The 19,543-nt window shown below is 46.1% G+C and carries 16 protein-coding genes and 2 tRNA genes; all 18 read left to right on the top strand.

Annotated features, from left to right (window positions below; translation table 11 throughout):
• Positions 1–28 precede the first annotated feature (28 nt).
• On the top strand, positions 29–3,562 hold the full coding sequence (gene mfd, locus MHI30_RS00355) for a transcription-repair coupling factor (protein WP_075752599.1): 3,534 nt from the start codon (positions 29–31) through the stop codon (positions 3,560–3,562).
• Positions 3,563–3,699: 137 nt separating this feature from the next.
• On the top strand, positions 3,700–4,236 hold the full coding sequence (gene spoVT / locus MHI30_RS00360; RefSeq protein ID WP_075752601.1) for a stage V sporulation protein T: 537 nt from the start codon (positions 3,700–3,702) through the stop codon (positions 4,234–4,236).
• Positions 4,237–4,464: 228 nt separating this feature from the next.
• Positions 4,465–6,057, top strand: coding sequence for a polysaccharide biosynthesis protein (locus MHI30_RS00365; protein WP_075752603.1), 1,593 nt, complete (start codon positions 4,465–4,467; stop codon positions 6,055–6,057).
• Complete coding sequence (gene mazG, locus MHI30_RS00370; protein WP_075752606.1) at positions 6,047–7,516, top strand: nucleoside triphosphate pyrophosphohydrolase; 1,470 nt, start codon at positions 6,047–6,049, stop codon at positions 7,514–7,516. Before MHI30_RS00365 ends, mazG begins: the two co-directional genes overlap by 11 nt.
• Positions 7,517–7,522: 6 nt before the next feature.
• A complete protein-coding gene (locus MHI30_RS00375; RefSeq protein ID WP_003178218.1) occupies positions 7,523–7,786 on the top strand; it encodes an RNA-binding S4 domain-containing protein in 264 nt (87 codons plus the stop codon).
• Between the two features lie 75 nt (positions 7,787–7,861).
• Positions 7,862–8,170 carry a sporulation protein YabP gene (yabP, locus tag MHI30_RS00380; RefSeq protein ID WP_075752608.1) on the top strand — a complete coding sequence of 103 codons (309 nt, stop codon included), beginning with the start codon at positions 7,862–7,864 and terminating at the stop codon, positions 8,168–8,170.
• Positions 8,167–8,793, top strand: coding sequence for a spore cortex biosynthesis protein YabQ (gene yabQ, locus MHI30_RS00385; RefSeq protein WP_075752610.1), 627 nt, complete (start codon positions 8,167–8,169; stop codon positions 8,791–8,793). The genes yabP and yabQ overlap by 4 nt, the downstream gene beginning before the upstream one ends.
• Positions 8,794–8,809: 16 nt before the next feature.
• Positions 8,810–9,187 carry a septum formation initiator family protein gene (locus tag MHI30_RS00390; protein ID WP_003178224.1) on the top strand — a complete coding sequence of 126 codons (378 nt, stop codon included), beginning with the start codon at positions 8,810–8,812 and terminating at the stop codon, positions 9,185–9,187.
• Between the two features lie 79 nt (positions 9,188–9,266).
• Positions 9,267–9,665: a S1 domain-containing RNA-binding protein gene (locus MHI30_RS00395; RefSeq protein WP_003178226.1), complete on the top strand. Its 399-nt coding sequence runs from the start codon at positions 9,267–9,269 to the stop codon at positions 9,663–9,665.
• A gap of 150 nt (positions 9,666–9,815) precedes the next feature.
• A tRNA-Met gene (locus MHI30_RS00400) sits at positions 9,816–9,889 on the top strand.
• A gap of 10 nt (positions 9,890–9,899) precedes the next feature.
• Positions 9,900–9,971: transfer RNA gene (locus tag MHI30_RS00405), tRNA-Glu, on the top strand.
• Positions 9,972–10,181: 210 nt separating this feature from the next.
• Positions 10,182–12,671 (top strand): stage II sporulation protein E, encoded by a 2,490-nt coding sequence (gene spoIIE, locus MHI30_RS00410; protein WP_075752612.1) that lies wholly within the window; start codon positions 10,182–10,184, stop codon positions 12,669–12,671.
• Between the two features lie 76 nt (positions 12,672–12,747).
• The gene (locus MHI30_RS00415; RefSeq protein ID WP_075752614.1) at positions 12,748–13,485 is read left to right on the top strand and encodes a VWA domain-containing protein; all 738 of its coding nucleotides are present in this window, start codon (positions 12,748–12,750) and stop codon (positions 13,483–13,485) included.
• Positions 13,454–14,488: a serine/threonine protein kinase gene (locus MHI30_RS00420; RefSeq protein WP_075752616.1), complete on the top strand. Its 1,035-nt coding sequence runs from the start codon at positions 13,454–13,456 to the stop codon at positions 14,486–14,488. The genes MHI30_RS00415 and MHI30_RS00420 overlap by 32 nt, the downstream gene beginning before the upstream one ends.
• A 102-nt stretch (positions 14,489–14,590) precedes the next feature.
• A complete protein-coding gene (tilS, locus tag MHI30_RS00425) occupies positions 14,591–16,021 on the top strand; it encodes a tRNA lysidine(34) synthetase TilS (protein WP_075752618.1) in 1,431 nt (476 codons plus the stop codon).
• Entirely contained in the window at positions 16,005–16,544 is a 540-nt protein-coding gene (gene hpt, locus MHI30_RS00430; RefSeq protein WP_003178236.1) for a hypoxanthine phosphoribosyltransferase, read from the top strand. The genes tilS and hpt overlap by 17 nt, the downstream gene beginning before the upstream one ends.
• 96 nt (positions 16,545–16,640) lie before the next feature.
• Positions 16,641–18,560, top strand: coding sequence for an ATP-dependent zinc metalloprotease FtsH (gene ftsH / locus MHI30_RS00435; protein WP_065644004.1), 1,920 nt, complete (start codon positions 16,641–16,643; stop codon positions 18,558–18,560).
• Between the two features lie 201 nt (positions 18,561–18,761).
• Entirely contained in the window at positions 18,762–19,538 is a 777-nt protein-coding gene (locus tag MHI30_RS00440; RefSeq protein ID WP_075752620.1) for a type III pantothenate kinase, read from the top strand.
• Positions 19,539–19,543: the final 5 nt, after the last annotated feature.

The following is a 19,543-nucleotide window of genomic DNA, read 5'->3' on the forward strand; positions in this document are numbered from 1 at the left end:
CTATTTGAGGAAGAGAGGAGGGGCTCATTTGAACAATATTCAATCCTATATCACAAAAAGCGATGATTTTAAATCCATCGTCAACGGCTTGAACGAAGGGCTGAAGGAACAGCTGCTTGCGGGGCTCTCCGGATCTGCCCGGTCGTTATTTACAGCCGCACTTACAAAAGAAACGAGACGGCCGGTATTTTTAATTACGCATAACCTTTATCAGGCTCAAAAAATTACAGATGACTTGACAGGGCTGATAAAAGATCAGCCTGTCCTTTTATATCCTGTCAACGAATTGATTTCTTCTGAAATTGCGGTGGCAAGCCCTGAGCTTCGCTCGCAAAGGCTTGACGTCTTAAATCGGCTTGCAAGCGGTGAAACGCCTATCGTTATTGCTCCGGCAGCAGCCGTCAGAAGAATGCTGCCCCCTGTCGAAGTATGGCAAAACAGTCAGATTCGCATTGAGACGGGGCGCGACATCGACCCGGAACAGCTGCTTCAGAAGCTTGTTCAAATGGGGTATGAGCGTACGGATATGGTGGCGGCTCCAGGCGAATTCAGCATTCGCGGGGGTATTATCGATGTCTATTCATTGACCGAAGAAAACCCTGTCCGGATTGAATTATTTGATACAGAAGTTGACTCGATTCGTATATTCAATACGGATGATCAGCGCTCACTGGAAACGCGCGATGAAGTAACGATCGGCCCTGCGAAGGAACTGATCGTGCGGGATGAAGATCGGCAAAGAGCGCTTGAACAAATCGATAAAGGCCTTGCCAACAGTCTTAAAAAGCTGAAGCTTGATAAACAAAAGGAAATTCTCGACCAAAATATCGCGGAAGATAAAGAGCGCCTCAAGGAAGGGCATGTCGGCCAGGAAATGGTTAAATACCTTTCTTATTTCTATGAAAGGCCTGCTAGTTTACTAGATTATTTCCCGAAAAATACTTTGCTGATACTAGATGAAATCAGCCGTATTCATGAAATGGAAGACCAGCTGCAAAAGGAAGAGGCAGAATGGATTACGAGCCTGCTGGAAGAAGGGAAAATCCTTCATGATACTGCAATGTCATTTCCTTTTCACAGCCTCATTTCAAAACAGTCCCGCCCGATTTTGTATTACTCGCTGTTTTTAAGGCATGTGCAGCACACCAGTCCGCAAAACATCGTCAATGTTTCAAGCAAGCAAATGCAGAGCTTTCACGGACAAATGCATGTGCTCAAAAATGAGATTGAACGGTTTAAGAAATCGAAATATACAACGGTTTTTCTAGGGGACAGCAAAGAGCGCGTCGAAAAACTTGCGTCTGTATTGTCCGATTATGATATCGAAGCCGCCCAGGCCGACCAGGATGCAGCGCTTGCCCAAGGCCAGATTTACATTATGGAAGGCGGCCTTCAATCCGGCTTTGAACTTCCGATGATCAAGCTGGCCGTCATTACCGAGGAAGAGCTGTTTAAAAAGCGTGTCAAAAAGCAGGCGCGCAAACAAAAACTGACCAATGCCGAACGGATCAAAAGCTACTCGGAGCTTCAGATTGGCGATTATGTCGTCCATGTGAACCACGGTATCGGAAAGTATTTAGGGATTGAAACGCTGGAGATCAACGGCATTCATAAGGATTACCTGAATATTCACTACCAGGGAAGCGACAAGCTTTACGTACCGGTTGACCAAATTGATCAGGTGCAAAAATACGTCGGCTCCGAAGGCAAAGAGCCGAAGCTTTATAAACTCGGGGGAAGCGAATGGAAACGGGTTAAGAAAAAGGTTGAAAGCTCTGTCCAGGATATCGCCGATGACTTGATCAAGCTTTATGCCGAAAGGGAAGCAAGCAAAGGTTACGCGTTTTCTCCAGACCATGAAATGCAGCGTGAGTTTGAAGCCGCATTTCCTTATCAGGAGACAGAGGATCAGCTGAGATCGATCCATGAGATTAAAAGAGACATGGAAAAAGAAAGACCGATGGATCGGCTCCTTTGCGGCGATGTGGGCTACGGCAAAACCGAAGTGGCGATCCGTGCCGCCTTTAAAGCGATTGCAGACGGAAAACAGGTTGCGATTCTTGTGCCGACTACGATCCTCGCACAGCAGCACTATGAAACGATATTGGAACGCTTCCAGGACTACCCGATTAATATCGGTTTGCTCAGCCGGTTCCGGACGAGAAAAGAAGCAAATGAAACGATCAAAGGCTTAAAAAACGGAACGATTGACATCGTAATCGGCACTCACAGGCTGTTGTCCAAGGATGTCGTGTACAAAGATCTTGGACTGCTTATCATCGATGAAGAACAAAGGTTCGGTGTCACGCACAAGGAAAAAATTAAACGCATTAAAGCGAATGTCGACGTTTTGACGTTAACGGCAACTCCGATACCTCGAACCCTTCATATGTCCATGCTCGGTGTCAGAGATTTGTCAGTCATTGAAACACCTCCGGAAAACCGCTTCCCGGTACAGACGTACGTTGTCGAATACAACGGAGCTCTGGTCAGAGAAGCGATAGAACGCGAGCTGGCCAGAGGCGGTCAGGTTTACTTCTTGTACAACCGGGTGGAGGATATTGAAAGAAAAGCGGAAGAAATCTCAATGCTTGTGCCTGATGCCAAGGTGACGTATGCCCATGGAAAGATGACAGAAAACGAACTCGAATCGGTCATGCTGAATTTCTTAGAGGGAGAATCGGATGTGCTCGTCAGCACAACGATTATTGAAACGGGCGTTGATATTCCAAACGTCAATACCCTGATCGTATTTGACGCAGATAAGATGGGGCTTTCCCAGCTGTACCAGCTGAGGGGCCGAGTCGGCCGCTCAAACCGTGTAGCTTACGCTTACTTTACGTACCGGAAGGACAAAGTCCTTACGGAAGTGGCCGAAAAAAGGCTTCAGGCGATTAAAGAATTTACAGAACTCGGGTCAGGATTTAAAATCGCAATGCGCGATTTGACGATCCGCGGCGCCGGAAACCTTTTAGGTGCGCAGCAGCACGGGTTCATTGATTCCGTCGGTTTTGATTTATATTCGCAAATGCTCAAGGAAGCAATAGAAGCTCGCAAGGGAGATGTACCGCAAGCTGAAAAATTTGAGCCGGAAATCGATTTGGAGCTTGACGCATATATTCCGCAGACTTATGTGACAGACGGCAAGCAAAAAATAGATATGTATAAACGGTTCAGAGCGATTTCAACCATTGAAGAAAAGAGCGAGCTTCAAGATGAGATGATCGATCGCTTCGGCGAATACCCGAAAGAAGTCGAATATTTATTCGCCATCGCAGAGGCGAAGGTATATGCCATCACAGAACGCGTCGAGCTGATCAAACAGGATAAAGACGCCGTCAGACTGACGATTGACGAAAAAGCTAGTGCCGAAATTGACGGCCAAAAACTGTTTGAACTCGGCAGCAAGTACGGCAGACAGATTGGCCTCGGGATGGAAGGAAAGAAATTGAAAATTTCGATTCAAGTGAAAAACCGAAAACCGGAAGAGTGGCTGGAAACGCTTCTCGAAATATTGAAAGGCCTTCAAAACGTTAAAAAGCAAACGATCGCTTCATCATAAAAATTTGTTGTTTCTCGCGTATATTACATTTGATGTGAAGGATACTAAAACCAATCAAGAGTGGAGAGTGTTACATAAGTACACAGCTCTGTTTATATCCACCAGATATATCATCAAATGAAAGAGAGGCAGCAGAGATGAAAGCAACTGGTATCGTACGTCGAATTGATGATTTAGGCCGGGTCGTGATCCCGAAGGAAATCCGCAGAACTTTGCGCATTCGTGAAGGAGACCCTTTGGAAATATTTGTGGACCGGGATGGGGAGGTTATTTTAAAAAAATATTCTCCGATCAGCGAGCTCGGCGACTTTGCAAAGGAGTATGCTGATGCGCTTTATGACAGCATGGGCCATTCCGTGCTGATTTGCGACCGGGATGTGTATATCGCAGTATCCGGGGGGTCTAAAAAAGACTATTTAAACAAATCGATCAGCGACATGGTCGAAAAGGCGATGGATCAGCGCAATTCTGTTTTGGAAGGAGACGCGAAGACAATTCAGCTTATTGATGGTATTGACGAAGAGGTTGCTTCTTATACCGTCGGTCCGATTGTTGCAAACGGCGATCCGATCGGAGCGGTTGTCATTTTTTCGAAAGATCAGTCAATCGGCGAAGTGGAACATAAAGCGGTTGAAACCGCCGCAAGTTTTTTGGCCCGTCAAATGGAACAATAGGTCTCATTCCTTTTATTTTGACATTCCTGCTCGAACGAATGAGCTGGAATGCCGAAAGCGTTTTTCTCAGCTTGAATCAGCATCAGCAGTTGGAACAGCACCTTTTGGGCTGTTCTTTTTTAGTTCACAGTTGCAGGCGGGGTATGAGCCCTGAATATGGTATAATAAGCACGTTTCGTGCGCTTTTTAGAAAGCTGAGAGAAAGCGCATTGGAAGGAGCTTAAAGGAATGGGGTTTGTAAAAGGTCAAAGACAGTGGATTTGGCAAGGTGCCTTTGTATTATCATTGGCGGGGATATTATCAAAGATATTAAGCGCTGTATATAGAGTGCCTTTTCAAAATATAGTTGGAGATGTCGGTTTTTATATTTTTCAGCAGGTGTATCCGATGATCGGAATATCTGTGATGCTTGCCACCTCCGGGTTCCCGGTCATCATTTCAAAGTTGTTGAATGATTACGGGACGGCAAACCGGGCAATAATTCTCCGGGTGTCTATGCTTTTTTTGTCGGCTGTGGGCCTTGGCTTTTTTCTTCTCTTGTTTGCCGGAGCCGAAGCCATCGCAGGGTTTATGGGTGATCCCGACCTTACCGGGGTGATCCGCACCGTGTCGTTTTCTTATTTGCTGCTGCCGTTTGTGTCTTCGCTGAGAGGCTATTTTCAAGGAGGCGAACGGATGCTTCCGACGGCACTTTCTCAAATTGGAGAACAGACACTCCGGGTCGGGGCGATCCTCATTTTGACGTGGTGGCTCGTCAAAAACGGCTTTTCCTTATATGACGCCGGGGCAGGGGCTGCTTTTGGCTCCCTTGTCGGCGGCCTTGCGGCGTTTTTCATTCTCGCCGTGTTTTGGGCCAAGCGTGAAAAGCATCCCGCTGCCGCCGGGATAGAGGCCGGTACAGGCGATATTTTGAAACAGCTGTGTCTGTACTCGGTTACGATTTGCACCGCCGGCCTCATGCTGATTCTCATCCAGCTTGTCGACGCATTGAACTTGTATTCATTGCTGGCCGGACAAGGAATGGACGAACTTCAGGCGAAACATACAAAAGGGGTGTATGACAGGGGACAGCCGCTTTTGCAGCTTGGAACCGTTTTTGCTGCGAGCATTGCGACAGCTCTTGTCCCGTCCCTTACAAAAGCGAAGAAAAAGGGAGAAACGGCGGTTCTGGAGGAAAAGATCCGGTATTCGCTAAAAATGAGCTTCGTCATCGGGACTGGAGCAGCCGCCGGTCTGATATGCATTTTGGAGCCGGTGAATGTCATGCTGTTTAAGAACAGCGATGGAACGGCTGCGCTTCAAATTTTCAGCGTGTCGATTCTGTTTGCATCGTTGGCGATCACGATGACTGCTGTTTTGCAAGGACTCGGCAATACATGTCTACCAGCTGTTTCCGTCTGCTGCGGCTTTTTTGTGAAAGCCGTATTGAACGAGCTCCTGATCCCCGGTTTCGGCATTTCCGGCGCCGCTTTTGCGACTATGATGTCATTCGCCGCTGTCGCTGGGCTCAATTTTTTTCAGCTGAAAAGGAAAGGCTGGATCAAGCTGCCGGAATACAGGATAGCGGGTGTTTTGCTGTCGGCTGTGATCATGTCGGCCGCTCTGGCGGTGTGGCTTTTTGCTTTTGAAGCGGCCATACCTCACGAAAACAGATGGATCGCGGCGGCGGAAAGCCTTAGCGCCGTTTTCGTCGGCGGCGTTGTCTTTTTGTCCGGTATCTTCACATTACGAGTGTTTTCAGAAAAAGAACTTGAGCTTGTACCTTTTGGCAGCAAGCTCCTGACATTAAAACGAGAAAGGGGCGGCAGGCATGGCCGGTAAAATCACGGTAGTCGGCCTGGGGGCAGGCGATATGAATCAATTAACCCTCGGTGTTTATAAACGGCTTACACAAGCGGAGGTTCTTTTTGTCAGGACGAAAGACCATCCATTAATAGAGGACCTGAAAAAAGAAATAGCGGAGATTCATTTTTTTGATGAGGTCTATGAAAAGCATGATCAATTCGAAGATGTTTACGAGGAGATCGTAGATAGGCTGTTTGAGGAGGCGAAGCAGCGCGATGTGCTCTATGCCGTTCCGGGACATCCGTTCGTCGCTGAAAAAACGGTCCAGCTTTTGCTTGAGAGGCGGGGCGCTCATCAGGCCGACGTCGTTGTCGAGGGAGGTCACAGCTTTATTGATGCGACGTTAAATGCTTTGCAGATCGATCCGATTGACGGGTTTCAGTTTGTCGACGCCGTCCGGTTTTCCGCTGACGAAGTCGAGCTCCGTCATCATTTGATTATTTGCCAGGTATATGATCAAATGACGGCATCAGAGGTCAAACTGACGTTGATGGAAAAGCTTCCTAATGACTATGAAGTCGTCATTGTCACAGCGGCAGGAAGCAGCATGCAAGACATTCGGACAGTGCCTCTTTACGAATTAGACAGAAGTGTCGGCATCAATAATTTAACGAGCGTCTACGTTCCGCCGGTCAAAGACGAGGAGGTTCTGTACCAGGAATTTTCGATGTTCCGCAGCGTCATCAGGAAGCTGCGCGGACCGGACGGCTGCCCGTGGGATCGGAAACAAACCCATGAATCGCTCAAAAAATACTTAATTGAAGAATGCTATGAGGTGCTCGAGGCGATTGATGAAGAAGATCCCGACCACCTTGTTGAGGAGCTCGGCGATGTGATGCTCCAAGTTCTGCTGCATGCGCAGATCGGCGAGGATGACGGTCTTTTTGCAATTGACGATGTGATTCGCGGCATCACCGCAAAAATGATCAGAAGGCATCCGCATGTCTTCGGAGAAGTATCTGTTCGTGATGAGGCCGACGTCATGGTAAACTGGGAAGAGATCAAGAAGCAGGAGAAACAAGCGGACGATCCATCCCTCCTCGACGACATTCCAAAGCCGCTTCCCGCTTTGTCAAAAGCGAACAAGCTTCAGAAAAAGGCGGCAAAGACCGGATTCGACTGGTCGAATGTCCAGGATATTTGGGATAAAGTCCACGAGGAAATGAAAGAATTTTCTTCAGAAATTTCCGAAGCCGAACAGACCAGCAAAAAAATGAAAGAAGAGTTCGGCGACCTTTTATTCGCTCTCGTCAACATCGGCCGGTTTTATAAAATTGAACCGGAAGAGGCCCTTGCGATGACAAATGCCAAGTTTTACAGAAGGTTCAGGCATATTGAACAATCTGCAAAGCGCATGGGCAAGGATCTGGAAAGTATGACGCTTGAAGAAATGGACGAATTGTGGAATGAAGCGAAAGACATTGAAAGGAGCTGACAAGTGATGAGACTCGACAAATTTCTCAAAGTATCAAGGCTGATTAAAAGACGGACGCTTGCAAAAGAAGTGGCTGACCAGGGAAGAATTTCGATCAATGGCCAGCAGGCGAAAGCAAGCTCTGTTGTCAAAGCGGGAGACGAGCTTGCGGTGCGTTTCGGCCAAAAGCTTGTAACCGTCAAAGTCAATGAATTGAAGGATACGACAAAAAAAGAAGAAGCCGCTGATATGTATACCGTTCTCAAAGAAGAGAAGCTGGGAGGAGAATAGGCTTGTTCTAAAAAAATCCCCCGTCTCATACAATGCAGTATCGAATCTTAGTATGAGGATATGGGGGATGAATCGATGAATGTATATTATGATCAGCACAACCCTTCCAGCGGGGCATCTGGTCCTGAACATAATGTGACGATGAAGGGCCGCAAGCTGCTGGATATATCCGGTGTCAAACAGGTCGAGAGCTTTGACAATGAGGAATTTTTACTTGAGACGGTCATGGGCATGCTGGCGGTCAGAGGCGAAAACCTGCAGATGAAGAATCTCGATGTGGAAAAAGGCGTTGTCTCCATCAAGGGAAGAGTGCTTGATCTCGTCTATTTGGATGAGCAGCAGGGGGAGAAAGCTAAAGGATTTTTTAGCAAGTTGTTTAAATGACGCTGACCACTCAGTTCTATACGATGCTGGCCATGGCCGGAATGGGGGCATGGCTTGGCGCTTCTCTTGACACCTACACCCGTTTTGTCGTCCGCTCGAAAACAGCAAGGTGGCTGTTGTTTCTCCATGATTTTTTGTTTTGGGTGGTACAAGGTCTCCTTTTTTTCTATGTTTTGCTGAGCGTGAATGAAGGGGAATTCCGAATTTATATCTTTCTGGCGGTCATGCTTGGATTTGCCGCTTATCAAAGCCTTTTTAAGCAGATCTATATCAAGCTTTTGGAATGGATGATTTCCTTTTTCATATTCATCTCCAGGCTGGTCTCAAAGATGATGCAGATGATGGTGTTTCGGCCTGTTGTATGGACGTTTCAAGCTATTTTAGCCATCATTCTCTTTACAATGAGAAATATCTATGTTCTTTTTCGTTTTTTTGCGGTATGTTTATATAAGATATTAAAATTTGCAGGATATCCGATTTATTTTATACTATATCAATGCTGCAGGCTTCTTCCCGCCCCGGTTCGGGGATTGTTGAGACGCTTTTTGCAAAAAGGAGCAGGATTTTTCGAAAAGGGGAAGAAACTATTCATAACCATTAAGGCAAAACTTATAAAAAAATGAGGGGAGGCCGTCTGGAATGAATGATCCCACGAGACGCAACATATCGCAAATACAGAACGAATACAAAGAGCAGATGGAGCGAAAACAGCAGCAGCTGAAAAGAAAAAGACGCGGTCTATACAGACGGTTGATGGTTTTCGGCGCCGTTGTGCTGCTGTCGGCGATTGTGATTGTCAGTTCGCTTTGGTCGCAGACTTCGGATATCAGCGCGAAGCAAGAGAAGAAAGCAGAGCTTTTGAAACAATTGGAACAACTGGAAGCAAAAAAATCGGATTTGAAAGATGAGATTGTGAAATTAAAGGATGAGGACTACGTTGCAGAGCTTGCCAGAAAGGATTATTACCTCTCAAAAGATGGCGAAATCATCTTCAAGTTTGAAGATAAGAGCAAGTAGCCTTGTTGACACTTAATTTTTTCTTTATGTATAATTAAACAAATGATCTTTTTTAAGTCTAAGGAGGAGCACTTTTTTTATGTCGATTGAAGTTGGCAGCAAGTTGCAAGGGAAAGTAACAGGTATTACAAATTTCGGAGCGTTTGTTGAACTGCCTGGAGGATCAACAGGTCTTGTTCATATCAGCGAAGTAGCCGATAACTACGTGAAGGACATTAATGATCATCTGAAGGTTGGTGATCAAGTAGAAGTTAAAGTCATCAATGTTGAGAAAGATGGGAAAATCGGCTTGTCGATCAAAAAGGCTGTAGACCGTCCTCAATCATCAAGACCTGCGAGACCTAAAAATGATTTCCGCTCTAAAGAAACGTTTGAACAGAAAATGAATAAGTTTTTAAAAGACAGTGAAGATCGCTTATCGTCTCTAAAACGCAACACGGAATCAAAACGTGGAGGGCGCGGAGCAAGAAGAGGTTAACTTGCTGCTTTCTATATATACGAAAGGCATTCGTCTTATCCCAACGGATGCCTTTTTATTTTCTTATAAAATTTTTATTAAAATTTCTATTGACGGATAGGACAATCCTTTGTATTATAGAACTTGTGCGTTAAAAGAAATCAACAACATGGCGGTGTAGCTCAGCTGGCTAGAGCGTACGGTTCATACCCGTGAGGTCGGGGGTTCGATTCCCTCCGCCGCTACTTATATGAAGGCCCGTTGGTCAAGTGGTTAAGACACCGCCCTTTCACGGCGGTAACACGGGTTCGAATCCCGTACGGGTCATTCCGGAAACCGGCTTCTTCTGAAGCCGGTTTTTTTGCTGCATAAAAATACGCAAAATAACGGGAATGGACTCGACTTATCAAGAGTGATTGAAGCATGCTACAAAAAGCGTCGAAGAGTTCTTTGAATTCATTACCTTCTTTTGACAAAATCCTATTTCATCTTTCGCTATAATGGCAAGCAACGAATAAACGAGTGGGAGATGAGAGCATGGAAAAAGCGGAAAGAAGAGTGAACAGCCCAATAGCTGGACCTGCTGTTCAAAAATTGTATTCATGGTTTGGCAGCATGACGAAGCTTGTGATGCAGCATTTATATTCCCTCTTTTTTTATAAAGGGCTGATCTATATGATCATCGGTTTTTTATTGGGACGAGCCTTCATTCTGTCAGAGGTCATTCCCTTTGCTCTTCCATTTTTCGGAGCGATGCTTTTAATTAAAAAAGATAAAGCTTTTCTTGCATGCCTGGCGCTTCTTGCCGGGGCTCTGAGCATATCGCCTCAGCATTCGCTGTTCGTGCTTGCGGCTCTGTTTGCATTTGCGATATGTTCCAAAATGACGTCTCTTATTATAAAAGACCGCGTCAGAACGCTGCCTGTCGTCGTCTTTTTAGCGATGGCTGTGACAAGATGCGGATTCGTATATGCCGAATACGGAACGGTTTCGGGTTATCACTATATTATGGCTTTTGTTGAAGCTGGGTTATCGTTTATCCTCACACTGATTTTTTTGCAAAGCCTGCCGATTGTCACCTCAAAGCGGGCGAAACAGTCGCTGAAAATTGAAGAGATCATTTGTTTTATGATTTTAATCGCTTCTGTTCTCACAGGTTTGACAGGCGTTTCTTTTCAAGGCATGCAGGCTGAACTGATATTGGCCCGTTATGTTGTGCTCGCTTTCGCGTTCATCGGGGGCGCAAGCATCGGCTGTACAGTCGGAGTTGTGACCGGGCTGATCCTCAGTCTTTCAAATATCGGCAATTTATATCAGATGAGCCTGCTGGCTTTTTCAGGCCTTCTCGGCGGTCTGTTAAAAGAAGGAAAAAAGTTCGGTGCAGCGGTCGGCTTATTGATCGGATCACTATTGATTTCTCTGTACGGAGAAGGTTCAGCTGAACTTGTGCCGACGCTTTATGAATCACTGATTGCAATCGGCCTGTTCCTTTTAACCCCTCAGTCGATTACGAAAAAAGTGGCTAAATATATACCGGGAACGACTGAACACGCTCAGGAACAGCAGCAATATGCAAGAAAAATCCGCGATGTCACCGCGCAGAAGGTCGATCAGTTTTCGAGTGTTTTTCACGCATTATCCGAAAGCTTCGCTACCTTTTATCATTCGGTTCCAGATGATGAAGGAAAAGAAAAAGAGATCGATCTGTTTTTGAGCACGGTGACAGAACACTCCTGCCAGTCCTGTTATAAGAAAAACAAGTGCTGGGTTCAGAACTTTGATAAAACATATGACTTGATGAAACGAGTTATGCAGGAAACAGAAGAAAAGCAATATTTTAAAAACCGCAAGCTGAAAAAGGAGTTTCATCAGCACTGCTCCAAATCAAAGCAAGTAGAAGCGCTGATGGAAGACGAGCTGTCTCATTTTAGGGCAAACCAGACATTAAAACAAAAGGTGCATGACAGCAGGCGTCTCGTCGCAGAGCAGCTGCTCGGAGTTTCTCAGGTTATGGCGGACTTTTCTCGGGAAATAAAAAGGGAGAGGGAGCAGCATTTTATTCAAGAAGAACAAATTCGGGATGCGCTGCAGCACTTCGGCATTGAAATTCAACAAGTCGAAATTTACAGTCTTGAGCAGGGAAATATCGATATCGAAATGAGTATCCCATATTGCAACGGCCACGGGGAGTGTGAAAAAATCATCGCTCCGATGCTGTCCGATATTTTGGAAGAACAAATTATCGTCAAAGCGGAACAGTGCGCCGGCCATCCGAATGGATATTGTCATGTTGCTTTCGGTTCGGCGAAGTCATACAGGGTGGTGACGGGAGCCGCGCACGCAGCAAAAGGAGGAGGGCTTGTCTCCGGCGACAGCTACAATATGATGGAGCTCGGCACCGGCAAATATGCGGCCGCCATCAGCGATGGTATGGGAAATGGCGCAAGGGCCCATTTTGAAAGCAATGAGACGATCAAGCTGCTGGAAAAGATTCTTCAGTCGGGCATCGACGAAAAAGTGGCGATTAAAACGATCAACAGCATTCTTTCATTAAGGACGACAGATGAAATATATTCGACATTGGATTTATCGGTCATCGATCTTCAGGATGCGAGCTGCAAGTTTTTGAAAATCGGCTCTACCCCGAGCTTTATTAAAAGAGGCGATCAAATTATCAAAGTGCAGGCCAGCAATCTGCCGATCGGCATCATTACAGAATTCGATGTTGATGTAGTCAGCGAGCAATTAAAAGCGGGAGACCTTTTGATCATGATGAGCGATGGAATCTTTGAAGGGCCTAGACATGTTGAAAATCATGATCTGTGGATGAAGCGTAAATTGAAATCTCTGAAAACCGAGGAGCCTCAGGAAATCGCCGACTTGATCATGGAAGAAGTGATTCGGACAAGGTCGGGTCTGATTGAGGACGATATGACGGTGATTGTTATCAAGCTGGACCATAATACGCCAAAGTGGGCCTCCATTCCGGCGCCGTCTTTTTTCCAAAAGAATCAAGAGATTTCTTAGCCTTCGTATAAATCAAATTTCTTCTGGCGATGATGGAACTAAATCAAGATATCTTTGTCCAGGAGGAATAAAAACGATGAAAAAGGGGCATTTGAATCAAATCCTGCTTTTGACGGACGGCTGTTCAAACCGCGGCGAAGACCCGCAGGCCATGGCCGCCTTTGCGAAGGAGCAGGGAATTACCGTGAATGTGATTGGGATTATGGACGAGCATGAAATGGATCAGGAGGCGATGAAAGAAGTTGAAGGGATCGCTCTCGCAGGCGGGGGAGTTCACCAGGTTGTTTACGCGTCGCAGCTGTCGCAGACCGTTCAAATGGTGACAAAAAAGGCGATGACGCAAACCCTTCAAGGCGTTGTCAATAGTGAGCTCAAACAAATTCTCGGCAAGCATACCGAAATGGATGAACTGCCTCCTGATAAACGCGGTGAAGTTATGGAAGTCGTAGACGAGCTCGGCGAGACCGTACATCTTCATGTATTGGTTCTTGTCGATACAAGCGCGAGCATGAATCCGAAGCTGCCGACCGTTAAAGAAGCATTGATAGACCTTTCCATCAGTCTCAATTCAAGAATCGGCGAAAACGAATTTGCGATGCTTATATTTCCCGGGAAAAAACAAGAGGTCGAGCTTGTGCTCAATTGGACCCCGAAGTTTGAATCTCTTTCTTCAATATTTTCCAAGCTTTCAGCTGGCGGCATTACGCCGACAGGACCCGCAATACGAGAGGCGATTCAGCATTTTAACAAAATCGGCTCAAGAAGGAGAATGTTAGAAGACGATGAAAAACGCTTCGACGAGTTTGGCGGCTAGTCTAAAGCCGGGTGCAGCCGTTGTTGGAAAGTGGAACAATCATTCCTACAAGATCATCAGACAGCTTGGAAAAGGGGCGAATGGCGTTGTGTATCTGGCCGATTCAGGAAAGGGCCGCGTTGCATTAAAAGTGAGCGATGACAGCCTGTCCATTACCTCGGAAGTGAATGTTCTGAAATCTTTCTCAAAGGCCCAGGCAAAAGCAATGGGGCCTTCTTTTTTTGATGTGGATGACATGGTGGTTGCGGGTGCGGGCAAAAAACTCTCATTTTATGTCATGGAATATATTGAAGGTCCGCTTCTTTTAAGATATGTAAACGAAAAAGGCGAGGAATGGATTCCGGTGCTGATCAGCCAGCTTCTCTCAAGTCTGTCGGCCATTCATCGCGAAGGATGGGTGTTTGGAGATTTAAAGCCCGAGAATTTAATCGTGACGGGCCCGCCGCCGCAAATTCGCTGTATTGATGTGGGCGGGACGACAAAAGAAGGCCGGGCAATCAAGGAATATACTGAGTTTTTTGACAGAGGCTATTGGGAATTCGGAACCCGTAAGGCTGAGCCGTCGTATGATCTGTTTTCAGTCGCCATGATTATGGTGAACTGTGCGGTGAAAAAAGAATTTAAAAAGACAGCAAGACCTCAGGAACAGCTTATGTCAGTCATCGACGGACATCCGTTTTTAAAGCGGTATAAGCCGGTTCTTGCTTCTGCTTTAAAAGGAAGCTATCGAACAGCTGATGAAATGAAGGGAGACCTCCTGAAAATCGGCCGGCCGGCCCGAATGCAAAGCAGCCGCCAGTCGAGAACCGCCCGCTCTTCATCGGCATCCGCCCCGTCTCAAGGCCCGCGGCATAAGCGGGGGACGCCTCAGCAGCAAAGGTTAAGGAGCGGGCGCAGAAAGCAAAGAAACAGTTCTAAATCCGGCGGTGTTTTTGAAACACTGCTGATCGTCGTAAGCGTTCTTGCCCTTTACTTTGCGTATATCGTTCTCTTTTTTATTTAGTTCTGCTTTGCCGGCGGATAGCTCTTCTTTGCAGGGACCGATTGAAAGTGTTAGGATATTTATATCTTTTGAAATACACCCTGCTCTTAGTGGGAGGACATTGTGAAAAGTATTGAAGATTTCATGAAAAAATACGAACTGTCATTTGATGGAGCGACACTGGTTGCAGGTGTCTCCGGCGGGCCTGATTCGATGGCGCTGCTGCATGCTCTGCACCGTACGGTTCCTGCCTCGGCGACGCTGATTGCAGCACACGTCGATCATATGTTCAGAGGCGAAGAGTCTGAGCGTGATATGCGGTTCGTTCAGGACTACTGCGAGGCGGAAGGCATACAATGCGAGGCGGTGCAAATCGATGTCCTGACATTTGCCGCGGAAAACAATCTGAATAAACAGGCTGCTGCAAGAGAATGCCGGTATGCGTTTTTTCAAGAGTTAATGAAAAGGCACCGGGCTGAATACCTGGTTCTGGCTCATCACGGAGATGATCAGGTGGAAACGATGCTGATGAAGATGGCAAAAGGCACTGTCGGGCTCGGGCTTGCCGGAATTCAGCCAAAGCGCCGTTTTGACAGCGGCTGGCTGCTCAGGCCGTTTCTAAGGCTGTCAAAGGATGATCTTTTGGCTTACTGCAAAGAGAATCGAATACCGTATAGGACCGATCCGAGCAACAGTGAGGATGATTACACCAGGAACCGGTTCAGGCACCATGTTCTCCCTTTTCTGAAGAAAGAGTCGGAAGATGTCCATAAAAGGTTTCAATCCGTCAGTGAATTCCTGACAGAAGACGAATTATACTTACAGGCATTAACGAAAGACAAAATGAATACAGTAATCACAAGCAAGTCAAGTTCCGGTGTCGAAATCAGCATCGATCGGCTTCTTGCGCTCCCTATGCCTTTACAAAGAAGGGGAGTTCATCTAATATTAAACTATCTTTATGAAAACGTTCCATCAGCGTTTTCAGCCCATCATATTCAAGTGTTTCTGGATTGGATTTCACAAGGTGGACCATCCGGTTCCCTTGATTTTCCGAATGGGTTAAAAGTTGCAAAATCTTATCATACATGTTTGTTTACATTTCAGCGTTTACAATGTGAAAATGTTTCCTATCATTATGAAATAAGCGGGGCAGACGAAGAAGAACTGATGCTTCCCGACGGCTCCTCCCTTCATGTGAGCGGACCCGGTTCAACCCGGAAGCTGCAAGGAAACGATGTTTTTGCAACAAGTCCCAAGCAGGTTCAATTTCCCCTTTATGTACGGACAAGGCAAAACGGAGACCGAATCAAACTTAAAGGGATGAACGGCTCAAAAAAGGTTAAAGATATATTTATTGATGAAAAAGTGCCTCTTGCGAAAAGAGACAGCTGGCCCATTGTAACAGACGCGGTTGGAAACATTATTTGGATACCTGGTCTGAAAAAAACCATTTTTGAGGAACTTGATGTTACAAACAATGATCGCATTGTATTACAATATAGACAGCATGAAAAGTGTAGGGGGCTAGCAAAGAATGAAACAGGATATTGAAAATATCTTGATCTCAGAAGAAGAGATCCAAAAGAAAGTCAAGGAGCTGGGCGCGACTCTGACAGAAGAGTACAGCGGCAAGTTTCCGCTGGCAATCGGTGTGTTAAAGGGAGCCATGCCGTTTATGGCTGATCTTTTGAAGCATATTGATACATATTTGGAAATGGATTTCATGGATGTATCAAGCTACGGCAGTTCAACGGTTTCTTCCGGAGAGGTAAAAATCATTAAGGATTTAGACACATCTGTAGAGGGCCGTGACATCTTAATTATTGAGGATATCATCGACAGTGGGCTGACCTTGAGTTATCTTGTAGAGCTTTTCCGATACCGCAAAGCAAAATCGATTAAGATCGTAACCCTTCTTGATAAACCAAGCGGACGAAAAGCGGATATCAAAGCGGACTACGTCGGCTTTGAAGTTCCTGATGCTTTCGTTGTCGGATACGGTCTCGATTATGCTGAACGCTATCGTAACCTTCCGTACATCGGAGTGCTGAAACCTGCGGTTTATGAGAGCTGATTCGGGCTTGTTAGCGAAAGGGATATCTGTTGTATTGGAACGATTTTCTATGATACTATTGAACATAGTTGTGCTTACTGTGGGAGGAGGTAAGGAATGAATCGGGTCTTCCGTAATACCATTTTTTATTTACTTATTTTATTAGTTGTGATCGGAGTTGTGAGCTACTTCCAAACCGCAAATCCGAAAACAGAAAATATGACGTATAGTGACTTTGTTTCAAACCTAGATAACGGGAAGGTTGAAAATGTCTCCATCCAGCCTGTCAGGGGTGTGTACGAGGTTCGGGGGCAGCTGACGACCTATGAGAAAGATCAATATTTCCTGACCCATGTTCCTGAAGGAAAAGGGGCAGATCAAATCATTGATCAAGTGAAAAAAACGAAGATACAAGTAGAACCTGCACAGGAAGCAAATGGATGGATGACGTTCTTTACCACCATCATCCCTTTTGTTATTATCTTCATTCTTTTCTTCTTCCTGCTTAATCAGGCTCAAGGCGGCGGAAGCCGTGTTATGAACTTTGGAAAAAGCAAGGCGAAGCTCTATACAGAAGAAAAGAAACGCGTCAAATTCAAAGATGTGGCAGGAGCGGATGAAGAAAAGCAAGAGCTTGTGGAAGTCGTTGATTTCCTCAAGGATCCCCGCAAATTCGCCGAACTCGGAGCAAGGATTCCAAAAGGCGTGCTTTTGGTCGGACCTCCGGGTACTGGTAAAACATTGTTGGCGAAAGCTTGTGCCGGTGAAGCAGGGGTGCCTTTCTTCAGCATCAGCGGATCTGACTTCGTTGAAATGTTCGTCGGGGTTGGTGCATCACGTGTTCGCGACTTGTTCGAAAACGCCAAGAAAAATGCACCGTGTCTGATTTTCATCGATGAAATTGATGCTGTCGGACGTCAGCGGGGAGCAGGTCTTGGCGGAGGACACGATGAACGTGAACAGACGCTCAACCAGCTTCTTGTTGAAATGGACGGATTCAGCGCCAATGAAGGAATCATCATTATCGCTGCGACAAACCGCGCCGATATTTTAGACCCTGCATTGCTGCGTCCGGGACGTTTTGACCGTCAAATTACAGTTGACCGCCCAGATGTTAAAGGCCGTGAAGCTGTACTTCAAGTACACGCAAGAAACAAGCCGCTTGATGAATCCGTAAACTTAAAAGCGATCGCGATGCGTACGCCTGGATTCTCAGGTGCAGACCTTGAAAACCTTCTAAATGAAGCGGCTCTCGTAGCGGCGCGTCAAGATAAGAAAAAGATCGATATGCGAGACATCGATGAAGCGACAGACCGCGTCATCGCCGGACCTGCAAAGAAAAGCAGGGTGATTTCGAAAAAAGAACGCAATATCGTGGCTTATCACGAGGCGGGACACACCGTAATCGGACTTGTCTTGGATGAAGCGGATATGGTGCATAAAGTAACGATCGTACCGCGCGGTCAAGCGGGCGGATACGCCGTCATGCTTCCTAAGGAAGACCGTTATTTCCAAACCAAACCCGAACTTCTCGATAAGATCGTCGGCTTGCTTGGAGGCCGTGTAGCTGAAGAAATCATCTTCGGTGAGGTCAGCACGGGTGCCCATAACGACTTCCAGCGCGCTACAGGCATTGCCAGACGAATGGTAACTGAATTCGGTATGTCTGAAAAGCTCGGTCCTCTTCAATTCGGACAATCGCAAGGCGGGCAAGTGTTCTTGGGACGCGATTTTAACAATGACCAAAACTACAGCGACGCGATTGCGTATGAAATCGATAAAGAAATTCAGCGCTTCATTAAGGAATGTTATGAACGTGCAAAAACAATCCTTACTGAAAATCGCGACAAACTTGAGCTGATCGCTCAAACATTGCTGGAAGTTGAAACGCTCGACGCTGAGCAAATCAAACATTTGTCTGAGCACGGAAGACTTCCTGATCGCACATATTCGGATGATCAGGAAAAGACAGACGATGTGAAAGTCAACATCAATAAACGAGATGACGAAGAAAAAAATGAGGATGAGAAAGAGTAACGACTCTTTTCCGCCTCTTCAGGAAAACTGCCAAGCTCTGCTTTTGGCAGTTTTCTTTTTTTATGGTTGAAAAAACCTCTTTGGAAAATCTTTGTTCACTACGATTTGATTCGTTTACAAACAGAATCCGCATCGTGTATTGTATGATGGTAGAATGTTTTATGCCCAAGTAAGAGAAACTAGTCAAAAGTGGTGATCAGAATGTTGCTTGTTATAGATGTGGGAAATACAAACACCGTCCTCGGCATCTACCACGAAGGAGAGCTCGAATATCATTGGCGGATTGAGACAAGCCGCCATAAAACGGAAGATGAATTCGGCATGCTTCTTCGTTCTTTATTTGATTATGTCGGACTGATGTTTGACCAGATCGAAGGAATTATTATTTCATCAGTTGTACCTCCGATCATGTTCTCCCTCGAAAGAATGTGTATCAAATATTTTCAGATCGAGCCTCAGATTGTCGGTCCGGGAATGAAAACAGGATTAAACATAAAATACGACAATCCGAAAGAAGTCGGAGCAGACCGGATTGTAAATGCAGTGGCGGCTATTCATCTCTATGGGAGCCCCCTGATTGTCGTTGATTTTGGAACCGCTACGACGTACTGTTATATTAACGAGCGCAAGGAGTACATGGGCGGTGCGATCGCGCCGGGCATCACGATTTCAACTGAAGCGCTTTATTCGAGAGCTGCCAAGCTTCCCAGAATTGAAATTGCACGGCCTGATCATATTGTCGGCAAAAGTACGGTCAGCGCGATGCAGTCCGGAATCCTTTACGGTTATGTCGGACAGGTTGAAGGCATTGTCAAACGGATGAAATGGCAGTCCAAGAAAAATCCGAAAGTCATTGCGACGGGCGGTCTTGCTTCATTGATAGCAGACGAATCGGGCTGCATCGATATCGTTGACCCGTTCCTTACATTGAAGGGACTAGAGCTTATTTATGAACGGAATCGTGTTGAAAGTGTATAGGAGGA

The organism is Bacillus sp. FSL L8-0528 (genome assembly GCF_038593085.1).
Taxonomy (GTDB): domain Bacteria; phylum Bacillota; class Bacilli; order Bacillales; family Bacillaceae; genus Bacillus; species Bacillus paralicheniformis.